The organism is Streptomyces sp. NPDC055287 (assembly GCF_053646035.1).
The window spans coordinates 260,243-280,598 of record NZ_JBSHNE010000008.1; the positions used below are offsets into that span (position 1 = coordinate 260,243).

23 protein-coding genes are annotated in these 20,356 nt (G+C 71.0%); 9 read left to right on the forward strand and 14 right to left on the reverse strand.

Annotated elements, in window-relative coordinates; translation table 11 throughout:
• Nucleotides 1–60 precede the first annotated feature (60 nt).
• Nucleotides 61–1,341, reverse strand: a complete 1,281-nt coding sequence (locus tag ACWIHY_RS16045; protein WP_454376265.1) for a cytochrome P450 — start codon at nt 1,339–1,341, stop codon at nt 61–63.
• A 142-nt stretch (nt 1,342–1,483) separates the two neighbouring features.
• Here ACWIHY_RS16045 and ACWIHY_RS16050 point away from each other — a divergent pair, with 142 nt between their 5' ends.
• The 3 genes from ACWIHY_RS16050 (at nt 1,484) to ACWIHY_RS16060 (ending at nt 3,552) form a co-directional block, all read left to right on the forward strand.
• Nucleotides 1,484–1,990 (forward strand): hypothetical protein, encoded by a 507-nt coding sequence (locus ACWIHY_RS16050; RefSeq protein ID WP_454376266.1) that lies wholly within the window; start codon nt 1,484–1,486, stop codon nt 1,988–1,990.
• 141 nt (nt 1,991–2,131) lie between these two features.
• Nucleotides 2,132–2,671: a tyrosinase family oxidase copper chaperone gene (locus ACWIHY_RS16055; RefSeq protein WP_454376267.1), complete on the forward strand. Its 540-nt coding sequence runs from the start codon at nt 2,132–2,134 to the stop codon at nt 2,669–2,671.
• 20 nt (nt 2,672–2,691) lie between these two features.
• A complete protein-coding gene (locus ACWIHY_RS16060) occupies nt 2,692–3,552 on the forward strand; it encodes a tyrosinase family protein (RefSeq protein ID WP_454376268.1) in 861 nt (286 codons plus the stop codon).
• 112 nt (nt 3,553–3,664) lie between these two features.
• Here ACWIHY_RS16060 and ACWIHY_RS16065 read toward each other — a convergent pair whose 3' ends face one another.
• The 3 genes from ACWIHY_RS16065 to ACWIHY_RS16075 form a co-directional block, all read right to left on the reverse strand.
• Nucleotides 3,665–3,928 (reverse strand): chaplin, encoded by a 264-nt coding sequence (locus tag ACWIHY_RS16065; RefSeq protein WP_454376269.1) that lies wholly within the window; start codon nt 3,926–3,928, stop codon nt 3,665–3,667.
• A 229-nt stretch (nt 3,929–4,157) separates the two neighbouring features.
• A complete protein-coding gene (locus ACWIHY_RS16070) occupies nt 4,158–5,141 on the reverse strand; it encodes a sigma-70 family RNA polymerase sigma factor (protein ID WP_454376270.1) in 984 nt (327 codons plus the stop codon).
• A gap of 153 nt (nt 5,142–5,294) precedes the next feature.
• Nucleotides 5,295–6,611, reverse strand: coding sequence for an MFS transporter (locus ACWIHY_RS16075; protein WP_454376271.1), 1,317 nt, complete (start codon nt 6,609–6,611; stop codon nt 5,295–5,297).
• Between the two features lie 62 nt (nt 6,612–6,673).
• Here ACWIHY_RS16075 and ACWIHY_RS16080 point away from each other — a divergent pair, with 62 nt between their 5' ends.
• A complete protein-coding gene (locus tag ACWIHY_RS16080) occupies nt 6,674–7,627 on the forward strand; it encodes a LysR family transcriptional regulator (RefSeq protein ID WP_454376272.1) in 954 nt (317 codons plus the stop codon).
• A gap of 70 nt (nt 7,628–7,697) precedes the next feature.
• On the opposite strand, the gene ACWIHY_RS16085 is transcribed toward ACWIHY_RS16080, so the two are convergent.
• Complete coding sequence (locus tag ACWIHY_RS16085; RefSeq protein ID WP_454376273.1) at nt 7,698–8,798, reverse strand: calcium:proton antiporter; 1,101 nt, start codon at nt 8,796–8,798, stop codon at nt 7,698–7,700.
• A 79-nt stretch (nt 8,799–8,877) separates the two neighbouring features.
• Between ACWIHY_RS16085 and ACWIHY_RS16090 the strand changes: the two genes are divergently transcribed.
• Nucleotides 8,878–9,165 (forward strand): hypothetical protein, encoded by a 288-nt coding sequence (locus ACWIHY_RS16090; protein WP_454376274.1) that lies wholly within the window; start codon nt 8,878–8,880, stop codon nt 9,163–9,165.
• 174 nt (nt 9,166–9,339) lie between these two features.
• Here ACWIHY_RS16090 and ACWIHY_RS16095 read toward each other — a convergent pair whose 3' ends face one another.
• Nucleotides 9,340–10,110, reverse strand: coding sequence for an alpha/beta hydrolase (locus ACWIHY_RS16095; RefSeq protein WP_454376275.1), 771 nt, complete (start codon nt 10,108–10,110; stop codon nt 9,340–9,342).
• A 102-nt stretch (nt 10,111–10,212) separates the two neighbouring features.
• Here ACWIHY_RS16095 and ACWIHY_RS16100 point away from each other — a divergent pair, with 102 nt between their 5' ends.
• A complete protein-coding gene (locus ACWIHY_RS16100) occupies nt 10,213–11,367 on the forward strand; it encodes an adenosine deaminase (protein WP_454376276.1) in 1,155 nt (384 codons plus the stop codon).
• 126 nt (nt 11,368–11,493) lie between these two features.
• Nucleotides 11,494–11,850, forward strand: a complete 357-nt coding sequence (locus tag ACWIHY_RS16105) for an ATP-binding protein (RefSeq protein ID WP_454376277.1) — start codon at nt 11,494–11,496, stop codon at nt 11,848–11,850.
• 87 nt (nt 11,851–11,937) lie between these two features.
• On the opposite strand, the gene ACWIHY_RS16110 is transcribed toward ACWIHY_RS16105, so the two are convergent.
• The 5 genes from ACWIHY_RS16110 to afsQ1 form a co-directional block, all read right to left on the reverse strand.
• Complete coding sequence (locus tag ACWIHY_RS16110; protein WP_454376278.1) at nt 11,938–12,129, reverse strand: PspC domain-containing protein; 192 nt, start codon at nt 12,127–12,129, stop codon at nt 11,938–11,940.
• A gap of 92 nt (nt 12,130–12,221) precedes the next feature.
• Entirely contained in the window at nt 12,222–12,776 is a 555-nt protein-coding gene (locus ACWIHY_RS16115; RefSeq protein WP_454376279.1) for a VanZ family protein, read from the reverse strand.
• 85 nt (nt 12,777–12,861) lie between these two features.
• Nucleotides 12,862–13,461 (reverse strand): hypothetical protein, encoded by a 600-nt coding sequence (locus ACWIHY_RS16120; RefSeq protein ID WP_454376280.1) that lies wholly within the window; start codon nt 13,459–13,461, stop codon nt 12,862–12,864.
• Nucleotides 13,458–14,999, reverse strand: coding sequence for a sensor histidine kinase (locus ACWIHY_RS16125; protein WP_454376281.1), 1,542 nt, complete (start codon nt 14,997–14,999; stop codon nt 13,458–13,460). Before ACWIHY_RS16125 ends, ACWIHY_RS16120 begins: the two co-directional genes overlap by 4 nt.
• A complete protein-coding gene (afsQ1, locus tag ACWIHY_RS16130) occupies nt 14,996–15,673 on the reverse strand; it encodes a two-component system response regulator AfsQ1 (RefSeq protein ID WP_176733210.1) in 678 nt (225 codons plus the stop codon). Before afsQ1 ends, ACWIHY_RS16125 begins: the two co-directional genes overlap by 4 nt.
• A gap of 171 nt (nt 15,674–15,844) precedes the next feature.
• Between afsQ1 and ACWIHY_RS16135 the strand changes: the two genes are divergently transcribed.
• Entirely contained in the window at nt 15,845–16,597 is a 753-nt protein-coding gene (locus ACWIHY_RS16135) for a SigE family RNA polymerase sigma factor (RefSeq protein ID WP_454376282.1), read from the forward strand.
• Between the two features lie 137 nt (nt 16,598–16,734).
• Here the strand turns inward: ACWIHY_RS16135 and ACWIHY_RS16140 are convergent, their stop codons facing one another.
• A complete protein-coding gene (locus ACWIHY_RS16140; protein ID WP_454376309.1) occupies nt 16,735–17,412 on the reverse strand; it encodes a uridine kinase family protein in 678 nt (225 codons plus the stop codon).
• 72 nt (nt 17,413–17,484) lie between these two features.
• Between ACWIHY_RS16140 and ACWIHY_RS16145 the strand changes: the two genes are divergently transcribed.
• Nucleotides 17,485–17,898 carry a hypothetical protein gene (locus tag ACWIHY_RS16145; RefSeq protein WP_454376283.1) on the forward strand — a complete coding sequence of 138 codons (414 nt, stop codon included), beginning with the start codon at nt 17,485–17,487 and terminating at the stop codon, nt 17,896–17,898.
• A gap of 114 nt (nt 17,899–18,012) precedes the next feature.
• Here the strand turns inward: ACWIHY_RS16145 and ACWIHY_RS16150 are convergent, their stop codons facing one another.
• Together ACWIHY_RS16150 and ACWIHY_RS16155 are read right to left on the reverse strand one after the other, a co-directional pair.
• Nucleotides 18,013–18,927, reverse strand: coding sequence for an aldehyde dehydrogenase family protein (locus ACWIHY_RS16150; protein WP_454376284.1), 915 nt, complete (start codon nt 18,925–18,927; stop codon nt 18,013–18,015).
• Nucleotides 18,920–20,356, reverse strand: coding sequence for an aldehyde dehydrogenase family protein (locus tag ACWIHY_RS16155; RefSeq protein WP_454376285.1), 1,437 nt, complete (start codon nt 20,354–20,356; stop codon nt 18,920–18,922). Before ACWIHY_RS16155 ends, ACWIHY_RS16150 begins: the two co-directional genes overlap by 8 nt.

The window sequence follows — 20,356 nt, forward strand, 5'->3', positions numbered from 1 at the left end:
AAGCCTTCCCAGCCTGCAGCCCAGGGCCAGCCAGGCCCTGGGCTGCGCGGTTTTGTGCGATCAGAACGGTTCGAATGCGAAACGCAGTGCGCGGACGCGGTTGTCGAAATTCGAGTCGACGAGTTCCGGAATGCCCACCGCCCGCAGACCCCGTGGCCTGGTGAGCAACTCGTGGAACAGCGCCTTCATTTCCTGCCGCGCCAGATGCGCTCCCAGGCAGTAATGCGGCCCGCCCCCGCCGTACCCCAGATGCGGATTCGGATTCCGCGTGATGTCGAAGACATCGGGGCGCGCGAACACCGCTTCGTCGCGATTCGCCGACGCGTAGAAAAGCACCACCTTCTCGCCGGGCCGGAACTCCCGCCCCCCGAGCTCACATTCGGCCGTGACCGTCCGGCGGAACTGGATGATCGGCGTCGAGTGACGGACGATCTCGTCCACCGCCCCGTCGGCGTACCGGTCGAAGCCGGACTCCAGCAGGGCGCGCTGCTCGGGGTGTTCGGTCAGCAGGGCCAGCCCGTGCGCGATCGCGTTTCGCGTGGTCTCCACCCCGGCCACCAGCAGCAGGGAGAAGAAGGCGCCGAGCTGACGGGAGGAGAGCGACTGGCCGTCGATGTCCGCACGCACCAGCGCCGAGATCAGGTCGTCGGTGGGACGGCGGCGGCGCTCACGGGCGAGCTTCGCCATGACGAGCTGCATCTGCGCCAGCGCGCGCAGGCCGCGCCCGGGCACCCGCAGCCTGGCGCGCTTCACACCGACGTTCTCCGACGCGTGGTTGACGCGGTCGGCGATCTCCGGCCGGTAGCGCTCGGGGATTCCCATCAGGTTGCAGATGACCTCGAACGGCATCCGGGAGGCGACCGACGGCACGAAGTCACCCGGCCGCTGAGCGATCATCTCGTCCACCACGCGCCTGGCGACGTCACGGATGTCCTCCTCGGCGGCGGCGAGCAGGCGCGGTGTGAAGGCGCGGGCGACGATCTTGCGCATCGTGGCGTGCTCGGCACCGTCCATGTTGACCATGGAGTTCCCGAACACGGCCTTCGCCCAGGCGGCCGGCTCCGGGGTGGTGACGCCCGGAGCGCTCGCGAACTGCCGTGGCTGCCGGCTCGCCTCCATCACGTCCGCGTGCTTCACCAGCGCGTAGAAGCCCTTGCCGGCCGCGGCCCCGCCGGAGGAGCCGGCGCTCTCCCCGAACCGCACCGGGGCGTCGAGCCCCCGCAGCAGCGCGAAAGCTTTCAGCCGTTCGGAGCGCGGCAGTTGCCAGAACACCGGATCGGCGAGATCGGCGTTGTGCGCCCGCAGCATCTGCTGCGTGGACGCCTGTGTCGGGATCTTCATACCCACATCCTTCGAGAGCTCGGACGGCCGTTCTGGCCGAAGCCGGTTGCTGCGGACGGGGGAACTATGCACTGGTTCGGGCGTTTGGCTCGTTCTTGCAGAACAACAGCGTGTCTGCGAATCAGAGGGGACGTACGTATCAATGAAGGTGACCACCCGAGGTTCTGTCGCGGCGGCTTTCATGGCTTGCCTGGCGACCGCTGCGGCGGTCTCACCCGCCGCCGCCGGTACGTCGGTGCCCGTCGACCTGCCGCTGGAGAGCCTGCAGACGGTCCTTCCGGTCCAGGCCCCCGAGCTGCGCACCGGAGTGCCGGTGCCCGTGGCCGGCGTGCCGGACGGGCCGCGTCACGTCACCGGCCGGCTGCTGCCGGAGAACGCTCTGCCCGCCGTACCCTTCACGGCCGAGCTGCCGGACACCAAGCTCGTACTCCCCGTGGAGGACCCGCTGGGAGAGGGACGGCTGGGTGCGCTGGGTGCCGTCTCCGAAGCCTCGGACCTGGCGCTGACGGCGCCGGGTGCCTCCGTGGGCGCGCCGGTGTCCGCGCCCCGCGAGCACCTCCTGGGCCGGCCCGAGCCGGTCCTGCCGCAGGTCGCGCTGATCACGCCGGTCCTGCAGGGCACGCCGGCCGCCGCCCTGTTGATGGACTGAGATCCCGCATCCGGTGACCGGCGTCCCGCACGGGCGCCGGTCACCCGCGTACGAGAACTGATTCGCCGACGGGTCGTTGTCAACACCGAGGCATGTGGACATCGGAAGAGTGGACCAACGCGAGGGGCAAGGGGTATCGGCATGGGCCTGATCACGCGCAGGAGCGCAGCGACCGTGCGAGGGCGTTCCCTGACGCGCCGCATCCTGCTGCGCGGCGCCTTCGCGATGGGCGTGATCGCGGGCACGGCGGGGGCGCTCGCCCCGATCCTGGCCAAGAAGCCGGGAGCTGGCACCCGTGCGGCGAGCCGCCCGGAGGCGGCCGCGGGGGCACCGAAAGCGAAGGTGCCGGAGGCGGAGCCGGAGCGGTTCGCAGAGCGGTTCGCGGAGACCTACCGCGGCCGGCACATCCAGGGCACCGCGAGGGGCACGCTGCCCGCGCGGGCGAGCGGCGGAGCCCGCCGGGCGGGAGCCGTCGGCGACGCGATGACCGTTGCCGCCGTACGGGGCGTGGAGGTACGCATCGACGGCCGGCCGCTGCACGTCATGCGGCGAGCCGACGGCAGCTACCTCAGCCTCGTGAACCACTACGAGTCGTTCCCGACGCTGCTCGACGCGGCACGTGCCGCCGTCGACGAGCTGGGCGACGCCCAGCTGTCGGCGCACCCACTGCACAGTCTCTGAGGACGGGAGGGCCGATCGCGGTGTACACCCGGAAGAACCAGCGGGATCTCACCCGTACGGAGAAGAAGCGCTTGGTCAGCGCGCTCCTCGAGCTCAAGCGGTCGGGGCGTTACGACGAGTTCGTCACGCTGCACGGCCGGTATTACGTCACCGACGACGAGGAGGGGCCGCGCGCCAGTCACATGACTCCTTCGTTCCTCCCGTGGCACCGCCGCTTCCTCCTGGAGTTCGAGCGAGCCCTGCGGGCCGTCGATCCCGGGGTGTCGGTTCCGTACTGGGACTGGACGAAGGACAACACCCCGGCCTCGTCGCTGTGGGCGGAGGACTTCCTCGGCGGCACCGGGCGGGCCGGCGACGGGAAAGTGATGACGGGGGCGTTCGCCCACGCCAGAGGGAACTGGAACATCCGCGCCCGGGTCGGCGGCGGCTCCTTCCTCACCCGCAACCTCGGCCGGCCCTCCGACCCCGTCTCGCTGCCCACCCGGCAGGACGTGGCCAGGGCATTGAGCGATCCGCTGTACGACGCCGCGCCGTGGAACTCCACCGTGACCAGGGGCTTCCGGAACAGGATCGAGGGATGGGGGCACGGCGGCACGGTCAGGACGTTCAATCACAACCGGGTCCACCGCTGGGTCGGCGGTGCGATGCTGGGCGCCACCTCGCCCAACGACCCGGTCTTCTGGCTCCACCACGCCTTCATGGACCTGCTCTGGGACCGCTGGCAGAAGGCGCACCCGCGCTCGGGATATCTGCCGCGCAAGAAATTGTCCGCGTCCGATCCGCAACGCGGGCGGGTATTCAGCCTCGACGAGCCGATGCCGCCATGGAATGTGACGCCCGCGCAACTACTCGACCACAGCCGGCTATACCGCTACGCCTAGCGTCTGCCGCGTCGCCCTGGAGTCGGCCGCGTGCTCGGCGTCGCTCCACACGACGACTGCGGCCTCCCCCCGTACCTGAAGGGGAGGCCGCAGTCGTTGTGAAACCGGGGGCTCAGTGGCCGTAGGCGCCGTGCTCCGAGATGTTCGCGCAGGCGTTGCCGAAGGCCGGGTTGAGCAGGCCGATCACGTTCACGGTGTTCCCGCAGACGTTGAGCGGGATGTGGACGGGCACCTGGACCGCGTTGCCCGAGATGACACCCGGGCTCTTGATGGTCTCACCATGCGCTCCGGCGTCGGCGGTGGCCATGCCGGCCCCGCCGGCCAGGATCGCACCGGTGCCCGCGATGACGGCAGCTGCCTTCGCGATATGCGACATCAGTTCTCCTTGCGAGATGAAGAGGTCGACCGCAGGGCTTGCGGCCTTTACCTTCCTCCAACGCGGCAATGTGAGGGCAGTAACGGATCGAAAGGAAAATCCGCCGTATCGCCGGTGTTCCGACGCGAATTCGGCTCCCGCCCGGATGGTAAACGGAAAGGCATGTGGTCACAGGAATCGGAAAGGGATCCCGCGTGCACCTGCCGGAATCCCCGGCCGCCCCGCGTTCCTAGTCCTTCTCAAGACGCCCGGGCAGGTCGAACAGCGGGAACCAGCGCTTCGTGTCCAGGAAGGACGTGATCCCGCTGACCTTGCCGTCCACGATCTCGATGACCATGAGCGCCCACGGCTCGTACCCGTCGCCCGACTCGCTCGGGTGGTAGTGGGCGAAGGCCGGCGTGCCGTTGGCGACGGCCGGGACCAGCTTCGAGCCCCGGCAGATCTCGCCGACGCCCAGCATCCAGCCGACGATGTTGTCGTGGCCCTGGAGCCACAGGTCGTACGGCGGCATGGACAGGGTGGCGTCCTCGTGGAGCAGCGTGGTCAGGGCGGTCATGTCGTACCCCTCGAAGGCCGCGACGTACCGCTCCAGCAGCTTCTGCTGTTCCTCGTCGAGCGGATCGGCGGTGTCCGTCTCCTTCGAGCCGTGCTCGGCGATCGTCGCGCGGGCCCGCTGGAGCGCGCTGTTCACCGAGGCGACCGTGGTCTCCAGCAGCTCCGCGACCTCGCTCGCCTTCCAGGCCAGCACCTCGCGCAGGATCAGCACCGCCCGCTGCTTCGGCGGCAGGTGCTGGAGCGCGGCGACGAACGCGAGCCGCACGCTCTCGCGCGCGACGGCCGTCTCCGCCGGGTCCGCCACCGAGGGCAGCACCCGCCCGTCCGGCACCGGCTCCAGCCAGGTGATCTCGGGGCGGGAGTTGAGCGCGGCCTGCGCCACCGGGGTCGCGGCCGTCAGGTCCATGGGGCGGGCCCTGCGGTTGCCCGCGTTGAGCATGTCGAGGCAGACGTTCGTCGCGATGCGGTACAGCCACGAGCGCAGCGACGACCGTCCCTCGAACTTGTCGAAGTTCCGCCACGCCCGGACCATCGTGTCCTGCACGGCGTCGTCCGCCTCGAAGGCGGATCCCAGCATTCGGTAGCAGTACCCGGTCAGCTCGGTCCGGTGCTTCTCCAGCCGGGAATCCAGGTCCTGCGTCGCCATGACATCACTCATCGGTCCACCCCACTCGCCGCCTTCTGCACCAGCTCTTCGGAAGTTACCGGACCCCACTGACAATCAGGGCCGGGCCGGGAAAAGCGGGCGGCGAAAAGGGGCGGGACCGCGTGTGAGCTTCGAGGCGGTATGGGCCTCAGACTCGTATGGACCTCAGGCCCGTACGGCCCCACTGGTCAGCCGCGTCCGGCTCTCCCGCCGGGCCACGAGCTGCCGCTGTTCGACCCTGGCCACCCGGGTCCCGTACAGCGTGATCGACACGACCCCGAGCACCGCGACCAGACCGAGGAGCACGGTCCCCGCCCAGCCGCCGGCGTGGAAGGCCACCGCGCCGAGCGTGCCGCCGACGCTGCTGCCCAGGTAGTACGCCGACTGGTAGAGCGCGGAAGCCTGCGCCCGCCCCGTCTTCGCCGTACGGCTGACCGAGGACGACGCCACCGCGTGCCCCGCGAAGAAACCGGCGGTGATCAGCACCAGGCCCGTCAGCACGGCGGCCAGAGCGTCGGCCACCGAGAGCAGCAGGCCGGCCGCGGTCGTCGACACCGCGAGATACAGCGCGCCCCGGCGGCCCAGGCGGGCGACCAGCCTTCCGGCCGCCGCGGAGGAGACCGTACCGACGAGGTAGACCAGGAAGACGGAACCGACGACGCCCTGCGGGAGGCTGAAGGGAGCCTCGACCAGCCGGTAGCCGATCACTGTGTACACCGCCCCGAAGACCGTCATGAACAGCGCGCCGATGGCGTACAGCCGCAGCAGCAGCGGATCGGCCAAGTGGCCGCGGACCGTCTTCGCCAGCGCCCTCGGGTTCAGCGAACCGGGAGCGAAGTGGCGGGCCTTCGGCAGCATCAGGCGGAAGACCACCACGCACACCACGGACATCAGGCCGACGGCGGCGAGCGCCGCGCGCCAGTCCCACAGCTGGGCCGCCCAGCCGGTGACGATGCGGCCGCTCATCCCGCCGATGGAGTTGCCCGCCACGAACAGTCCGATCGCCGCGACCAGCGCCTTCGGCCGCACCTCCTCCGCGAGAAAGGCCATCGCGGAGGCCGGCACACCGGCCAGTGCGGCGCCCTGTACCGCGCGCAGCGCCACCAGCCACTCCAGCGAGGGCGCGAACGGCACCAGCAGGCCGACCGCGACGGCCACCGTGAGCGAGACCGTCATCATGCGGCTGCGCCCGAAGCGCTCCGAGAGGGCGCTCATCGGCAGTACGAACAGGGCCAGCGCACCCGTGGCGGCCGAGACCGTCCAGCTGGCGGCGCTCGCGCTCGCGCCGAAGTCGGCGGAGATGAGCGGCAGCAGCGCCTGGGTGGAGTAGAGGAGGGCGAAGGTCGCCACCCCGGCGGCGAAGAGCGCGAAACTCATGCGGCGGTAGCCGGGGGAGGAGGGGGCGAGACGGGAGTCGGCGTCGGCAACAACGGCGTCGGCGTCCACGTGGGTGGTGGACGCCTTGGTACTGGCAGGAGGCATGCATCGAACGTAGCCAGAGCAGGTTCATGCGTCCAATGCACAAAGCCGCGATAATCAATCCCATGGTGCATAACCCGAGCTCACGGCCCCGCCTGTCACCGAGCAGTTACGAAGAAGACATCCAGCAGGTACTCGCCCCGCGCCTCGCGTACTTCGCGGCCGTCGCCCGCCACGAGCACGTCACGCGCGCGGCCCACGAGTTGGCGGTCCCCCAGTCGACGCTCTCCCGGGCCATGGTCAGACTGGAGGAGGACCTGGGCGTCGCCCTCTTCGCCCGCAAGGGCCGCACGGTCTCGCTGACCCCCGCCGGCCGCACCTTCCTCACCACCGTCGACCGCGCGCTGGCCGAGGTCGAACGGGCGGCGGACTCGGTACGGGCCGACGCCGACCCCGCGACCGGCAAGGTGGCCTTCGGCTTCCTGCACACCATGGGCTCGGAAACCGTCCCCGGGCTGATCCGCGCCTTCCGCGCCGACCACCCGCGCGTACGGTTCCAGCTCGTCCAGAACTACGGCGAAGCCATGATCGAGCGGCTGCGCGCCGGTGACCTCGACCTCTGCCTGACCTCCCCGGTCCCGGACGCCCCCGACCTCGTCGCCCGCCGCCTCGACGAACAGCGGCTGCGGCTGGTCGTACCCGACGACCACCGCCTGGCCACGCGAAAGCGGGTGCGTCTGGCGGAGGCGGCCGACGAAGCCTTCGTGACCCTCGAACCCGGCTACGGGCTGCGCCGTATCACCGACGACCTGTGCGCCGAGGCGGGCTTCAAGCCGCGCGTCGCGTTCGAGGGCGAGGAAGCGGAGACCTTGCGCGGTCTGGTGGCCGCCGGTCTCGGCGTCGCCCTGCTGCCGCCGCCGGCGGTGGCCCGCCCCGGCGTCAGGGAGCTGACGGTGACGGCTCCTCGCGCCGTACGCGAGATCGGAGTCGCGTGGCTGGACGGCCACCCGGACACGCCTCCGGTGGCGGCCTTCAAGCGCTTCCTGCTGTCGCGCAGGGGCCACTTGCTTCCCGAGTGAAGGGCCGGATCACGGGGCTTACGGGCTCATGGGGTCTGGACTGATGGGCTCACGGACTCATGGGCTGGGCTCACGGACTGACGGCGAGCACCATGTAGGCCGCCAGCAGCGTCAGGTGAACGCCGCCCTGGAGGGGCGTCGCGCGCCCCGGCACGATGGTCAGCGTGCCGACGGCCACTGTGAGCGCGAGCAGCACCATGTGCGAGGCGCCGAGCCCCAGCAGCAGCGGACCTTTCATCCAGATCGAGGCGAGCGCGACCGCCGGAATCGTCAGCCCGATGCTGGCCATGGCCGACCCGAGCGCCAGGTTCAGGCTGGTTTGCACCCGGTCGCGGCGGGCAGCCCGTACGGCGGCGATCGACTCCGGCAGCAGCACGAGCAGCGCGATGACGACCCCCACCACCGAGGCGGGCAGCCCGGCTGCCTCGACACCCGACTCGATCGTCGGGGACACACCCTTCGCCAGCCCCACGACCGCGATCAGTGACACGGAGAGCAGCCCGAGACTGATGAGCGCGACCCGCTTCGACGGGGGGTCGGCGTGCTCCTCGATGTCGATCACCTTGCCCTGTGTGGTCATGGGCAGGAAGTAGTCCCGGTGCCGCCAGGTCTGGGTCATCACGAACAGCCCGTAGAGCACCACGGCCGCGAACGCCGCGAAGACGAGCTGGGCGGGGCTGAACTCGGGGCCGGCGGCGCTGGTGGTGAACGTCGGCAGGGCCAGGCTCAGGCCCGCCAGGGTCGCCACGGTCGCGAACGCCGCGCCGGTGCCCTCGGCGTTGAACACCGCGACCTTCCGCTTCAGCGAGCCGACGAGGAGGGAGAGCCCGACGATGCCGTTGCAGGTGATCATCACGGCGGCGAAGACGGTGTCCCTGGCCAGGGAGCTGTTCTTGTCGCCCGAGTCGGCCATGAGCGTGACGATCAGAGCGACCTCGATGATCGTGACGGCCACGGCGAGGACGAGCGAGCCGAACGGCTCGCCCACGCGGTGGGCGACGACCTCGGCGTGGTGCACGGCGGCGAGCACGGCGCCGGCCAGGAAGCAGGCCAGCAGCGTGACCACCGGTCCCGACAGGTCCCGTCCCCAGGCGAAGACCAGCAGCACGACGGCCAGCACGGGCACGGTGGTCGACCAGTGCGCGGCGCGGGCGCGGACCAGACGGATCATGCCCTCGACCCTGACAGAGGGGTACGCGGGGCGCGCGTCGTACGGCGCGGACGGCCGTGGCGGCGCTAGCGTCGAAGCCATGCCTACGCCCACCACGCCGCAGTCGCGTCCGCAGCCCGCCCGCTACACGGTGGAGATCAAGCCCCGGGCGGCCGATGCCGCAGGTCATCCCGACCACGGGTCCACGCTGCGGACAGCGGTCGTCGAAGCGACCGGGGGGACGGGGGCGTCCGGGTACCCGCGCTACGAGGGCGACGGGGTGGCGGCCGACATCGATCCGCGTACGCACGCGGTGGAAGCGATCACCCTGGACGGCGGGGAGCTTCCGTACGGCTGGGTCGCGGAGGTGGCGTCGCCGGAGGCCTGAGTCGTGCCGAGGCCTTCCCGAACCGGGGAACTGCCCCGGACCCCGCGCCCCGCTGAGGGGAAGAGCCCCGGCTCAGGGGGCCAATCCAGCCCGTCCCCCCGGTCCGGGAAGGGGAAGGCGGCGGGCGCGGGAAGGCAACGGAGGGCCCCGCGCAGCAGGACAGTCGCGGCTGCGCTACCGGCGCAGTGAGCGGCCGAAGCCGGAGGCCAGGGGCATGCGCAGGCCCAGGGGCGGCGGCGCGGCCAGCGCGTCGGCCACCGGGCGCGCGTACCCGCGTCCGAGGAGCGCGCCCATGACGAAATCCGCCGCCAGGGCCAGCACTTCCGGCCGGTGCTGGCGCAGCGAGTGCCCGTCCGAGTGGACCTCGAAGCGGCACGTGTCGCGATTGGCCTTCTTGGCCCGCGCCGCCAGCCGGTACGACAACTCCGGATCGGTACGTTCGTCGTTCGTGCCGTGCACGATCAGCACATGCCGCCCGGCCAGCTGCTTCACCGGCTCCTCCGCCGCCGCGACGTCGTCGTCCGGCAGCCACGGCGCGACCGCGAGCACCGAGTTGACGGCCGGGTGGTCCGCCGCGTGCAGCGCCGCCCGCCCGCCCATGTCGATCCCGGCCAGACACACCGGCACGTCGCCGTAGCGGCGTACGACTTCGTCCGCCGCCCACGCCGCGTCGGCCGCGAGCCGCGCGTCCGCACCGTTCCAGCCGCGGCCGCGGTACCGCACGACGTGCGCGACGAGCCCGTCGCCCCGCCCCGCCGCCGCCAGAGTCCGTGCCAGCGGCCGCACACCGGCGTACGCCAGTGGGGACGGTCCGCGCGCCGACAGCGGCTCACCGGCGGGAAGCAGTAGTACGACGCCGCTGACGCACGCCGTCCGGTCGCCCGCGGCCGCTCCGACCGCCCGGCCCAACCGGGCCCCGGAAACGGGGATTGCTTGCTGTGCCATGACAGAACAGTCTCAGAAGCGCAGATGTACTCCACCCGTCCGCACGGTCACTGTTACGTATCGACAGAGGTGATCTACGCGCGTAGGCGCTAGAGTGCGCAGATGACGAGCGAGACCCCCAACACGCCCACCGCGGACCAGATCCGCCGCGCCCCGAAGGTGCTGCTCCACGACCACCTCGACGGTGGTCTGCGGCCCGGCACGATCATCGATCTCGCCCGCGAGGCGGGTTACGAGTCCCTCCCGGAGACCGACGCCGACAAGCTCGGCATCTGGTTCCGCGAGGCCGCCGACTCCGGCTCGCTGGAGCGCTACCTGGAGACCTTCGCGCACACCTGCGCCGTCATGCAGACGCGTGACGCGCTCTTTCGCGTGGCCGCCGAATGCGCCGAGGACCTCGCCGAGGACGGCGTCGTCTACGCCGAGGTCCGGTACGCCCCCGAGCAGCACCTGGAGAAGGGGCTGACCCTCGAAGAGGTCGTCGAGGCCGTCACCGACGGCTTCCGCGAGGGCGAGCGCCGTGCGAAGGCCAACGGTCACCGCATCCGCGTCGGCGCGCTGCTGACCGCGATGCGGCACGCCGCCCGCGCCCTGGAGATCGCCGAGCTCGCCAACCGCTACCGCGGCAACGGCGTCGTCGGCTTCGACATCGCCGGCGCCGAGGCGGGCTTCCCGCCCACCCGCCACCTCGACGCCTTCGAGTACCTCAAGCGCGAGAACAACCACTTCACGATCCACGCCGGCGAGGCCTTCGGCCTGCCGTCGATCTGGCAGGCCCTCCAGTGGTGCGGCGCCGACCGGCTCGGTCACGGCGTACGCATCATCGACGACATCGAGGTCGCGGCCGACGGCAGCGTGAAGCTGGGCCGCCTCGCCGCATACGTGCGCGACAAGCGCATCCCCCTGGAGATGTGCCCGACGTCCAACCTCCAGACGGGCGCGGCCGACTCGTACGCCGCACACCCCATCGGGCTGCTGCGCAAGCTGCACTTCAGGGCCACGGTCAACACCGACAACCGGCTCATGAGCGGCACCAGCATGAGCCGCGAGTTCGAGCACCTGGTCGAGGCTTTCGGCTACACGCTCGACGACATGCAGTGGTTCACAGTCAATGCGATGAAATCAGCATTCATTCCTTTCGACGAACGCCTCGCTATGATCAATGACGTGATCAAGCCCGGTTACGCCGAGCTGAAATCCGAATGGCTGTTCCGGCAGACCGCCACGACCAGCGGTTCCTCCTCCCACGGAGGCTGAGCACCCCGCATCGGATGCGGCCGGGATGTCAATTCCCGGCCGCAGCCGTGTGTTTGCGGCGGACTCGGGGCGTGGCTAGCTTGCAGAGCCGCTCCCCATCCCCCGTTCTGCGAGGACGTTCTTTTCATGAAGCAGTCTGCTGCCAAGACCCTCGGTGCCGCCGCCCTCGGTGCCGCCTTCGCCGCTGCCGCCGCCGGCAGCGCCTCCGCGGCGCCGGCCGCTCCGGCCGTGCCCGGCCTGACGGGCGCGCTGAGCTCTGCCACCACGACGCTGCCCGTGCAGGATCTGGCCGGCAAGCTCCCCGCCGGTGCCCCCGAGGCTCTGACGAGCGGCGTGAGCACCCTCACCGGAAGCGCCACGACGGTGCCCACGACCGCCGGCGAGGCGCTGTCCAAGGCGCAGCCGTCCGGTGGCAGCGCCGACCCGGTCAAGGGCATGCTCGGCGGCCTGCCGGCCGGTACGCTGCCCGGCCTCGGTCGCTGACGCACCCGCGCAGCCCGGCGCCCGCACGCGGAAGGGGCGCGTACCGGAACGGATCCGGTACGCGCCCCTTCCCGTGCGTACGGCGAACTACCAGGCGGTCTTCTCTTCGGGCAGGAACACCCACAGCGCCAGGTACAGCAGGAACTGCGGCCCGGGCAGCAGACACGAGACCACGAAGATCACTCGCATCGTGGTCGCCGAGGTACCGAAGCGCCGTGCCAGCGCAGCGCACACTCCGCCGATCACTCGGCCGTTACGGGGGCGGACAAGGGCGGTCATGGCGGGCTCCTCGTGAGCTGGTCCGGGGGTCACTTCCGGTGTGCCTCCCGATATCTCCATACTGCTCGCGGAGACCCGTCCAAAGCGTCGCTCTACGGGGCGATCCCGACCCTGGGAATCGTAGGGGTAGGCCCCTGAGACACCTCGTCCCGGCGCAGGACACCGCCCCGCTCCGGTACCCGCTGCTGACCGCGGCGCAGCCGCGCCCGCCCCATCGGTACGACCGCAAGGTGCGCCAGAGCCACCCCGGCCGTGTTCAGCAGCAGCGAGTCGACATCGACGACCCGGCCGGGCACCCCGGTCTGGAGCAGCTCGATCCCCAGCGAGAACAGCGTCCCCGCCAGGGCCGTACGCGCCAGCGAGACCACCGGCGAGACGTACAGCCGGCCCCCCGCCATCGGCAGCAGTATCCCCAGCGGCGCCAGCAGCAGAAGCCCCTCGCAGATCCGCCGCGCCGCCCGGGCGGGACCGAGCGCGAGGTCCGCCTCGATGCCGGCCAGCGGCTGGAAGTTCGGTGCGGTCACCCAGGGGACGTCCAGGGGGCGCAGCGTCAGCAACGCGACGAGCAGCAGGTGCGCGACGAGGAGTAATCCTCCCGCCGCGCGGAAGCGGTTGATGACGGCGCTGCCGTCCGAGCCATGACGCACGCCCCCCAAGACGCGGGCACCGGCGGGATCGGTTCCGCCCCGAGCGACAGTGTGACGGGCCGCGCAGATTCGCCCGTCCGGCGGGTCAGCGCGTAGGACGGATCTCACCCAGCGTCGGCAGCACCGATTCGGGGCGGGCCTTGAGCGCCGCCGTGCACTGGTATCCGCGCACCGGGTCGTCGGAAGGGCCGCCGAGCACCACGGACCGGTCGGCGCCGGCCGCCGTGCTGTCCGCGTACGTGCAGACGATCTGCGCCAGCGCGTGGGTGGGCAGGTCCTCAGGCTGGCTGCTCAGTCGCAGCGCGTCCCGGGGGTCACCCGTGCGCGCCCCGGAAACGGCCAGTGTCTCCCGTACATCCGTGGTGAAACCAGCCTGCCTCTCCTCGTCCGAGGGATCCTTCTTCAGCTCGTCGAGGAGCGTCTGCGCGACCCGTACCCGGTCGGACAGCTTCTCCTCGGGGATCCGCACCGCCCGGTCGACCGAGACCAGCTGAGCGCCGCAGACCAGGTACACCTGCACCCCGGGTGCCGGCTCTCCCGGGGAGTCGTCCGGCGACAGTTCGCACGGCACCCGGGACGGCGCGGCGCCCGCGTCGACCGGTACCGACGTGGTGCGGATCCCGCAGCCCGCGAGCGCGGCGCAGAGCGCGGCGAGGGCCGCGAGGCGCGTCAGCCTGGACTTCACTGGTCCTCGCACTCCTGTCCTTCCCTCGCGCCGTCGTCGCCGTCGTCGTCCCCGTCCGCCGTCCGCGACACGTCGAGCGGCAGCCGCAGTACGAAGACGGCGCCGCCCTCCGGCGAGTTGGACGCGGTGATGTCGCCTCCGTGGATGTGCGCGTTCTCCATGGCGATGGACAGGCCGAGCCCGCTGCCCTCGGAGCGCGGGCGCGACGCGCTCGCCTTGTAGAAGCGGTCGAAGACGTGCGGCAGTACGTCCTCGGGGATGCCCGGGCCGTGGTCCCGTACCTCGATGAGCAGCTCGTGGTCGACGGGCCGCACGGACACCCGCACCGGGGAGCCGCCGTGTTTGAGGGCGTTCCCGATCAGGTTCGCCAGGATCACGTCCAGCCGACGCGGGTCGAGACGGGCCACGATGCCGCGCTCGGCGTCGAGATCCACCGCGTCCAGCCACGCGCGGGCGTCGATGCAGGCGGTCACCTGGTCGGCCACGTCGACGTCGTCGAGGACCAGACGGGCCGTACCCGCGTCGAAGCGGGTCACCTCCATCAGGTTCTCCACCAGGTCGTTCAGCCGCCTCGTCTCGCTCACCACCAGGTGCACGGCGGGCGCGATCATCGGGTCGAGGTTGTCCGCCTCGTCCTCCAGGACCTCCGCCACCGCCGTGATCGCGGTCAGCGGCGTCCGCAGTTCGTGCGACATGTCGGCGACGAACCGGCGGCTCGACTCCTCCCGCGCGCTCATGTCCGCGACCTTCTTCTCCAGCGACTCGGCGGTCCGGTTGAACGTGCGTGACAGATCGGCCAGTTCGTCCGTTCCCGACACCCGCAGCCGGGTGTCGAGCTTGCCCTCGCCCAGCCTGCGCGCCGCGTCCCCGAGCCGCTGCACGGGCTTGAGCACGGTCGTCGCGGCCGCCTGCGCGAGCAGCGCGGAGCCCAGCAGCGCGAGCGCGGTGGCGATCGCGAGGGACCAGGCCAGCGAGTTGAGGTCGTCGCGCTCCTGCTCCAGGGACGTCAGCATGTAGCCGGTGGGCCCGCCGCCGATCACCTTCGTGCCCGCCACCAGGAACGGCTTGTTCTTCGGGCTGATCCGCACCCAGTAGAGGTGGTACGGAAACTCGTTGGCATCCGTGACCTTCTGCCGCCGGTTCACCGCGTCCTGAAGTTCCCGGGGTACGTCCTCCAGCGTCAGGACATCGATGTCCGACGTGCCCGCTATCGGCTTCCCGGGCTCCCGCTCGTCCACCAGCAGCACGCTGTAGCCGGGGCTGCCGCCGGACGCCATCTGCGTCGCCGCGGCCTGGAGTTCGGCCTGCGTCGGCCGCAGCGGAAGCGTCGCCGCGCGGTTCTGCATCTCCTGGCGGAAGCTGTTCAGCGCCGCGTCCTGGGTGCGGGTGAGCACGGCCTCGCGGTTGAGCCAGTACGCGATGCCCGACGCCGAGACGGCGGCCGTCAGCGCCACCAGTGCGAAGACGACGACGAGTCGCAGCCGCAGACTGGTCCAGCGCGGTCCCGCCTGCGGGGACTTACCGGGGGCAGCGCTCACGAAGGCGAGTCCAGCCGGTAGCCGACGCCACGGACCGTACGGATGAGAGTCGGGGACGACGGTACGTCCTCGACCTTGGCCCGCAGCCGCTGCACGCACGCGTCGACCAGCCGCGAGTCACCGAGGTAGTCGTGCTCCCACACGAGCCGCAGCAACTGCTGCCGCGACAGGGCCTGGCCGGGGCGGCGGCTCAGCTCCAGGAGCAGCCGCAGCTCGGTCGGCGTCAGCTGCAGGTCCTCACCGTTCTTGGTGACCGTCATCGCGGACCGGTCGATGGTCACATTGCCGAAGACGGCGGCGTCGTTGGCCTCCCGCTCCCCCCGCCGCAGCACCGCGCGGATACGGGCGTCGAGGACCCGTCCCTGCACCGGCTTGACGACGTAGTCGTCGGCGCCCGACTCCAGGCCGACCACCACGTCGATGTCGTCGCTGCGCGCGGTCAGCAGGATGATGGGCAGCTGGTCCGTGCGCCTGATGCGCCGGCACACCTCGAATCCGTCGATGCCGGGCAGCATGACGTCCAGCACGATCAGATCCGGCCGCTGCTCGCGCAGCAGTTTCAGGCCGTCCTCTCCCGTCGCCGCGGTGGCCACTCGGTGGCCCTGGCGTGACAGGGAGAGTTCGAGGGCCGTGCGGATGGCGTCGTCGTCCTCGATCAGCAACAGGAAAGGCACGGGGGTCATTCTGACCCATGGGGGAGGGCTAGTTCGACAGTTGGAGCGCTCCCTTCCCCGCTCCCTTGCCTGTGACACGGCTGTGACAGTCGGCGGACACCCCGATGAAACTGCCCCGGCAAGCTCATTGGCACACGGACAGCAACGGACTCCACCGACGGGGGGCGCGAGATGAACGCACTGCACAGCACCACCTCCAGCGCAGTTGTCACGCGTCTCCACGACGTCACGCGGAGCACCGAGAAGTCCGGTGCCGTGAGCCAGCGGGGGTGCGCTCGTGGCATCGGGCGCCAGCGCACGCAGTCGTTGCACGTGGCTGCGGTGCCGGGCGCTTCTGTGGGGGGTATCGGGGGATACGGGGGAGCGGCGTACCGGGAGGCGACGGGGGAAGGCACTTCGGTGTCGGAGGCGGAGTTCACCGCCTACGTCCAGGAGCGCCGCGCCTCCCTGTACGCGACCGCCTACCACCTGACCGGCGACCGGTACGAGGCCGAGGACCTGCTGCAGAGCGCCCTCTTCTCGACGTACCGCGCCTGGGACAGGATCAGCGACAAGGCCGCGGTCGGCGGCTATCTGCGCCGCACCATGACGAACCTGCACATCAGTGCATGGCGCAGGCGCAAGCTCAACGAATACCCGACCGAGGAACTGCCGGAGACGGCGAACGACACGGACGCGATGCGCGGCACCGAGCTGCGCGCCGTGCTCTGGCAGGCGCTCGCCCGGCTGCCCGAACTCCAGCGCACGATGCTGGTCCTGCGGTACTACGAGGGCCGCACCGACCCGGAGATCGCGGACATCCTCGACATCAGTGTCGGCACGGTCAAGAGCAGCATCTGGCGGTCACTGCGCCGGCTGCGCGAGGACGAGGTCCTCAGCTTCGGCCGTGACGAGGAAGAGTCCTTCGGCGAGCTGGTGGCCTGAGGGGACGGGGGGCACGGGGGCCGCTGTTTCGGGGGAGACGGCGGAAAGCACGGGGGAAGTGCGGCGGGGCCGTACAGGCGGGGGAGCCTGTACGACCCCGCCGCACTGTGTCGTGCGGGTGCGGGTGCCTTCGCCTGCTAGGGCGTGGCCGGGGTGCGGTGGCGGCCCGCGGCGGCGGCCGCCAGGCGGCCCAGGGCCTCGTCCTTCGCGCACGGGTACGCCCCGAGCGCGGTCTGGCGGCCCACGATCGCCCGCTCGGCCCGCATCAGCCGCCACCCCCTGCGCAGCAGGAACGGCACCGACTTGCGCCCCTCACGCAGATCGCGCAGGAGTCGTCGGCGGAACGTCGTCGAGGGCCGCCCGCGCAGGCAGAGCGCGTCGGCGAGCAGATCCAGGTCCTGGCAGCGCGCCACGATGTCCGCCGCGAAGATCCCCTCCGCCACGAACAGGGGCGTGCGCTCGATGTCCAGCGCTTCCCTGCCCACGATGGAACTGGTGGCGATGGAGTACACCGGAACGTTCGTACGCCCCGTACGGCACAGTTCCTCGATCGCCGCGACGGCGGCGTCCGCGTCCCACGACAGCGGGGAGTCCCAGTCGATGTCCGTACCCCCCTCGACCTGCGGGAGCGTCGGGTCGTCGCCCTCTTTGTAGAAGTCGTCGAGGCGCAGCACGGGCAGGCCGGTACGGGCGGCCAGCGACGACTTCCCGGAACCGGAAGGGCCCGCGAGCAGGACGACGCGCGTGGGAATGGGGGATGAACTCACGGGGAACCATTGTGCGGCATTGACCCGGTCGGGGGACCCCACGGGCAGGACGTTGGTATCGAGCGTCACACCTCAACTACGCTGCGTGCGCTCATGATTACTCACTCAGGCGGGAACCCCATGGCACGTCACACAGGTCCGAAGTCCCAGCGGAGCGCTCTCCTGCGCGCAGGTCTGGCCGTCACCGCGGCCGGTGCGGCCCTCGCCGCGGGCTGCGCCGCGGCGCAGGCCGCGCCGGTGCCGAAGGAGGCCGGGATCGACGTACCGCTGGAGAATTTCGATCCGGCGGCGACCGGCCGGGCCCTGGCCGGCGGCCTCGGAGCCGCCACGGCCGGCAGCGTCGGCCCGGTCAAGGATTTCCAACCGAACCCGCTCGCGGGCACCGGGGTGGACCCCCTGGACAACGGACTGGGTACGCAGGTCGCGGACTTCCAGCCGCTCAGCACGGCGGCGGTCACCGCCCCGCTCTCGCAGGGCGACGCGCTGCGTGAACTGCCGCTGGTGGGGCCGGTGACGGGCCTGCTCCCGGGCTGATCCGGCCGGGGCATGCGGGCCCGGGCGTCCTGTTGGGCGTGCGCCGGGCACACGGCTGGGCACGCGACTGGGCCCCGTACCGGCGAAAGCGGTACGGGGCCCAGTCGCATGGGGTCAGTACGCCGAGCCGGAGGCGCCCAGAGTGCCCGTCGGGTGCCAGACCGTCTTCATCTCGAGGAAGGCCGTCAGGCGGTGCGTGCCGGGGTCGGCCGACCAGTCGCCGTCCACAGCCTGTGGACGGAGAACGCGCTTGAGGTTGTCCGCGGCGGCGATCTCCAGATCGCGCGCCAGGTCCGCGTCCGCGCCCGACAGGTCGATCGCGTTGACGTCCTGGTGCGAGGCGAGCGGGACCGCGATCTCGCGCGTACGCCCGGTCAGGATGTTGACCACACCGCCCGGCAGGTCGGAAGTGGCCAGGACCTCGCCGAGGGCGAGCGCGGGCAGCGGGGACTTCTCCGACGCGACGACGACGGCCGTGTTGCCCGTCGCGATCACCGGGGCGATCACCGAGACCAGCCCCAGGAAGGACGATTCCTGGGGAGCCACGACAGTGACGACGCCCGTGGGCTCGGGGGTGGAGAGGTTGAAGAACGGACCCGCGACCGGGTTCGCGCCGCCCACGATCTGGGCGATCTTGTCGGTCCAGCCCGCGTACCAGACCAGGCGGTCGATCGCCGCCTCGACGACCTCCGCCGCCTTGGACTTGGACAGGCCCTCCGCGTGTGTCACCTCGTGGACGAACTGGCTCTTGCGGCCCTCGAGCATCTCGGCGACGCGGTAGAGGACCTGGCCGCGGTTGTACGCCGTCGCACCCGACCACGCGCCGAAGGCCTTGCGGGCCGCCACGACGGCGTCACGGGCGTCCTTGCGGGACGCGAGGGGGGCGTTGGCCAGCCACTTGCCCTTGCCCGCCGCGTCGGCGGCTGATCGAGCTGTCGTCACTTCGTACACCCGGCCGCTCTCGGAACGGGGGAACTTGCCCCCGACGTACAGCTTGTAGGTCTTGAGGACACTGAGGCGATCAGACATCGAGGTAGGCCTCCAGACCGTGGCGGCCGCCTTCGCGGCCGAAGCCCGACTCCTTGTAGCCGCCGAAGGGCGAGGTCGGGTCGAACTTGTTGAAGGTGTTGGCCCAGACCACGCCCGCGCGGAGCTTGTTCGCGACCGCGAGGATCCGCGATCCCTTCTCCGTCCAGATGCCGGCGGACAGGCCGTACTGGCTGTTGTTGGCCTTCGCGACGGCCTCGTCGGGCGTACGGAACGACAGCACCGAGAGCACCGGGCCGAAGATCTCGTCGCGCGCGACGGTGTGCGCCTGCGTGACGCCCGTGAACAGCGTCGGCGCGAACCAGTAACCGGAGGACGGAAGGTCGCAGGGCGCGGACCAGCGCTCGGCGCCCTCCGCCTCGCCGGTCTCGGCGAGAGCGGTGATACGGGCGAGCTGCTCGGCGGAGTTGATCGCCCCGATGTCGGTGTTCTTGTCCAGCGGGTCGCCCAGGCGCAGCGTGGACAGCCTGCGCTTGAGGGAGTCGAGCAGCTCGTCCTGGACCGACTCCTGGACCAGCAGGCGCGAGCCCGCGCAGCAGACCTGCCCCTGGTTGAAGAAGATGCCGGTGACGATGCCCTCGACGGCCTGGTCGATGGGGGCGTCGTCGAAGACGATGTTGGCGCCCTTGCCGCCCAGCTCCAGGGTGACCTTCTTCTTCGAACCCGCGACCTGGCGGGCGATCGCCTTGCCGACGGCCGTGGAGCCGGTGAAGGCGACCTTGTTGACGTCCGGGTGCTCGACGAGCGCGGCGCCGGCCTCCCCGTAACCGGGAAGGATGTTGACGACGCCCTTGGGCAGGCCCGCCTGGCGGCAGATGTCCGCGAAGAAGAGCGCGGAGAGAGGTGTCGTCTCGGCCGGCTTCAGGACGACCGTGTTGCCCGTCGCGAGGGCCGGGGCGATCTTCCACGCGAGCATGAGGAGCGGGAAGTTCCACGGGATGACCTGGCCCGCGACGCCGAGGGGGCGCGGGTTGGCGCCGTACCCCGCGTGATCCAGCTTGTCGGCCCAGCCCGCGTAGTAGAAGAAGTGCGCGGCGACGAGGGGGAGGTCCGCGTCGCGGGTCTCCTTGATCGGCTTGCCGTTGTCGAGGGTCTCCAGGACGGCCAGCTCGCGCGAGCGCTCCTGGATGATCCGCGCGATGCGGAAGAGGTACTTGGCGCGCTCGGAGCCCGGCAGCGCGGACCACTTCTCGAACGCCTTGCGGGCCGCCCTGACGGCGCGGTCGACGTCCTCGGTGCCCGCCCTGGCGACCTCGGAGAGGACCTCCTCGGTGGACGGGGAGACGGTCTTGAAGACCTTGCCGTCGGCCGCCTCGGTGAACTCGCCGTCGATGAACAGGCCGTACGACGGGGCGATGTCCACCACCGAGCGGGACTCGGGGGCGGGTGCGTACTCGAATACAGATGCCAT

What these genes read in the sequence shown, in the direction of transcription:
- ACWIHY_RS16045 (WP_454376265.1), bottom strand. Translation starts at nt 1,341, where the DNA reads ATGAAGATCCCGACACAGGCGTCCACGCAGCAGATGCTGCGGGCGCAC.
- ACWIHY_RS16050 (WP_454376266.1), top strand. Translation starts at nt 1,484, where the DNA reads ATGAAGGTGACCACCCGAGGTTCTGTCGCGGCGGCTTTCATGGCTTGC.
- ACWIHY_RS16055 (WP_454376267.1), top strand. Translation starts at nt 2,132, where the DNA reads ATGGGCCTGATCACGCGCAGGAGCGCAGCGACCGTGCGAGGGCGTTCC.
- ACWIHY_RS16065 (WP_454376269.1), bottom strand. Translation starts at nt 3,928, where the DNA reads ATGTCGCATATCGCGAAGGCAGCTGCCGTCATCGCGGGCACCGGTGCG.
- ACWIHY_RS16070 (WP_454376270.1), bottom strand. Translation starts at nt 5,141, where the DNA reads ATGAGTGATGTCATGGCGACGCAGGACCTGGATTCCCGGCTGGAGAAG.
- ACWIHY_RS16075 (WP_454376271.1), bottom strand. Translation starts at nt 6,611, where the DNA reads ATGCCTCCTGCCAGTACCAAGGCGTCCACCACCCACGTGGACGCCGAC.
- ACWIHY_RS16080 (WP_454376272.1), top strand. Translation starts at nt 6,674, where the DNA reads ATGGTGCATAACCCGAGCTCACGGCCCCGCCTGTCACCGAGCAGTTAC.
- ACWIHY_RS16085 (WP_454376273.1), bottom strand. Translation starts at nt 8,798, where the DNA reads ATGATCCGTCTGGTCCGCGCCCGCGCCGCGCACTGGTCGACCACCGTG.
- ACWIHY_RS16090 (WP_454376274.1), top strand. Translation starts at nt 8,878, where the DNA reads ATGCCTACGCCCACCACGCCGCAGTCGCGTCCGCAGCCCGCCCGCTAC.
- ACWIHY_RS16095 (WP_454376275.1), bottom strand. Translation starts at nt 10,110, where the DNA reads ATGGCACAGCAAGCAATCCCCGTTTCCGGGGCCCGGTTGGGCCGGGCG.
- ACWIHY_RS16100 (WP_454376276.1), top strand. Translation starts at nt 10,213, where the DNA reads ATGACGAGCGAGACCCCCAACACGCCCACCGCGGACCAGATCCGCCGC.
- ACWIHY_RS16105 (WP_454376277.1), top strand. Translation starts at nt 11,494, where the DNA reads ATGAAGCAGTCTGCTGCCAAGACCCTCGGTGCCGCCGCCCTCGGTGCC.
- ACWIHY_RS16110 (WP_454376278.1), bottom strand. Translation starts at nt 12,129, where the DNA reads ATGACCGCCCTTGTCCGCCCCCGTAACGGCCGAGTGATCGGCGGAGTG.
- ACWIHY_RS16135 (WP_454376282.1), top strand. Translation starts at nt 15,845, where the DNA reads ATGAACGCACTGCACAGCACCACCTCCAGCGCAGTTGTCACGCGTCTC.
- ACWIHY_RS16145 (WP_454376283.1), top strand. Translation starts at nt 17,485, where the DNA reads ATGGCACGTCACACAGGTCCGAAGTCCCAGCGGAGCGCTCTCCTGCGC.
- ACWIHY_RS16150 (WP_454376284.1), bottom strand. Translation starts at nt 18,927, where the DNA reads ATGTCTGATCGCCTCAGTGTCCTCAAGACCTACAAGCTGTACGTCGGG.
- ACWIHY_RS16155 (WP_454376285.1), bottom strand. Translation starts at nt 20,356, where the DNA reads ATGGCATCTGTATTCGAGTACGCACCCGCCCCCGAGTCCCGCTCGGTG.